Origin of the sequence: Synergistes jonesii (genome assembly GCF_000712295.1) — a bacterium.
GTDB classification, from domain to species: domain Bacteria; phylum Synergistota; class Synergistia; order Synergistales; family Synergistaceae; genus Synergistes; species Synergistes jonesii.
Map to the genome: position 1 here is coordinate 1 of NZ_JMKI01000024.1, position 2,299 is coordinate 2,299.

Genomic DNA, 2,299 nt, shown 5'->3' on the forward strand with positions numbered 1-2,299 from the left:
AGGGCATCGTGAGTCCTTGGCCTGTGGGTCGGCGGAAATGAGAGCGCCAAGTACTGGGTCGGTGTCCTTAACGAGATCCGTAATCGCGGTACCGAAGATATTTTCATTATCTCCGTCGACGGCCTGACAGGCTTTGCAGATGCGATAAGCGCCGTATATCCCAAGGCCGAAGTCCAGCGCTGCATCGTCCATCAGATCCGTTACACGACAAAATTCGTCTCTTACAAGGACATTAAGGCTTTTATGAATGATTTGAAGGGTGTCTATCAGGCTCCTACACTGGAGCAGGCCGAGGAAGGGCTTGACAGACTTGAAGAGAAGTGGGGCTCGAAATACCCGTCTTCGGTAGCGAGCTGGCGGAACAACTGGCCTCAGTTATCCGCTTATTTCAAGTATCCCTATGAGCTGCGCCGGATGATCTATACGACAAACCAGATCGAGAACTACAACCGGCAGCTCAGGAAAGTGACAAAAACACGTACGATCTTCCCCTCAGACGACGCCCTTTTCAAGCTCCTTTATCTTGCGACGATGGACATCACTGAAAAGTGGACCGGCAGGGACAGGGACTGGAGTAAAATTCTGTCACAGCTGTGCATTTACTTTGAGGAACGCATAGAACCCGGAGATCTGGAATAGCCCTAAACGCCTATAAGAAAAGTCCGGGCTGCAGTCCATTGACAGCCCGGATAGCGTATGTCATTATGGTGATACTGAAGCAGTAACGGTAACCCTTTGATGTCTTACATCGATCCAGGGGCAAGGGGTTTACACAGAATAAGTTACACTACCTTGGCGGCAGTCTTTCGCGTTTCGCTTATGCCTCGGGGCCTACCTTATATCTTCGTACAGGTCGCTCCTCAGCGCGTACGCCATGACTTCGTTTCCGTAGAAGCGGAGCTCGTTGTCACCTATCGACCCGCCGAACTCTTTCAACGCATCAAGGCACGCCGCCGCCGGGCAGACATCTTCGCTCTTCGCTCGGTAGGCGGACAGCTTCGTCTTATAGTCGAAGGAGCTCAGCAGCTTCTCCAGCTCGCTTTTGCCCCAGCTGTCATCCTTCCAGTAATGCAGCTTGACGTACAGTTCGACGCGTTCCTTCATGTTTTTCGCAAAGGCGCGGCGGAGCAGCGCCCTGCTTTCGGCGTTTCCGGCCGCGTAAAGCTCCTCGAACTCCGCGGCCCTGCCTACGACCTCCTTGCTCGGCGTTTCAATGACCAGTGCGCTTTCTGTGACGCCCGGCCCCGCTTCTTCGGGAAGCGCGAGCCTGTCGGCGGCGCCTGCCATAACGGCCGAAGCGGAAAGGAACAAAGCGGCCGCCGCACAGCAGAAGAGTTTCCTTACAAGTTCACCGCACATCTTCACGCACGCTCCCTTTCTACTGCTTGACGGCTTTTTCCGTAAGCTGGCGGAGCTGTTCCTTGAGCTCCTCGTATCCGGCCCGCAGCTCTTCGTTGTCGCTCTTGATCTCGTCGTAGCCTGCCTGCATCTTCTCGTTGCTTTCCTTCAGCTTGGCGTTCTCCGCCTTCAGCGCGGATATCTCGTCCTGCATCACGTAGGTCGCGCTGATCGGGCCGGCTTTGTAGCGCGCCGGGATGGCGTCTTTTTTGCCGCCCAGCCTGAAGGTCACTCCCGCGTTGGCCAGCACGCGGCTGCTGCCTCCGTATGACGCTCCTATGTGGAACATGGTGTTTTCTCTCGTGTAGTGCGCCAATCCCACCGCTATCGCCGTGCTGCCTCTGTAGTTCCCTACCGCCGCCATTATCTGCGTCGGCTCGAGCGGGTCGTATTGGATCGGTTTCAATCCCGCCAGCGCCGCGCTTTCCGCTCCAAGGTCTTCGACTTCGTCGCTGAGTTCGCTGTAGACGCGGTAGAGGTTGTCTGTCGTTTCGCTGAGCTGTCCCACTGTCGCAGCGTCTGTCGCGTTGGCTCCAGGCGCTATGTTGGTTATTCTGTTGCCGCCCATCGATACGCCTCCGTTGTTGATGATCACGTCGCCGCTGGCTGTGCTTATTTTGATGGCGTTGCTGACTAGGCCTTCTTTCGTGATCGTCGTGCCTCCGGCTACGCTGATGGTTTTGTTGACGCTGACGCTGTCTATGCCTGTGATGTCTTTGGCGAGTCTGATGTTCAGCGTGTCGTTTCCGTCGGATATTACTCCGATGTTGTCGGCCGCGGATACGGAGGTGGCGCCGCCTTTGATGTTGAGCTGGCTGCCGAGGTCTCTGTGGATTTTATCTCCAGCGTCTCCCGCGTAGTCTTGCCCTTTGGCTTTGAGTTGGTCGAGCTGGCCGACGTT

The 2,299-nt window shown here is 55.9% G+C and carries 3 protein-coding genes; 1 reads left to right on the top strand and 2 read right to left on the bottom strand.

The features are described 5' to 3' along the window. Positions 1-21: 21 nt before the first annotated feature. A complete protein-coding gene (locus tag EH55_RS13815; RefSeq protein ID WP_328286352.1) occupies positions 22-639 on the top strand; it encodes an IS256 family transposase in 618 nt (205 codons plus the stop codon). A gap of 192 nt (positions 640-831) precedes the next feature. Here the strand turns inward: EH55_RS13815 and EH55_RS05345 are convergent, their stop codons facing one another. Both EH55_RS05345 and EH55_RS05350 read right to left on the bottom strand, forming a co-directional pair. Continuing rightward, positions 832-1,359, bottom strand: coding sequence for a hypothetical protein (locus EH55_RS05345; RefSeq protein ID WP_037975502.1), 528 nt, complete (start codon positions 1,357-1,359; stop codon positions 832-834). Positions 1,360-1,378: 19 nt separating this feature from the next. Next, on the bottom strand, positions 1,379-2,299 hold a 921-nt coding region (locus tag EH55_RS05350; RefSeq protein WP_037975504.1), incomplete at its 5' end, for a YadA-like family protein.

What these genes read in the sequence shown, in the direction of transcription:
- EH55_RS05345 (WP_037975502.1), bottom strand. Translation starts at nt 1,359, where the DNA reads ATGTGCGGTGAACTTGTAAGGAAACTCTTCTGCTGTGCGGCGGCCGCT.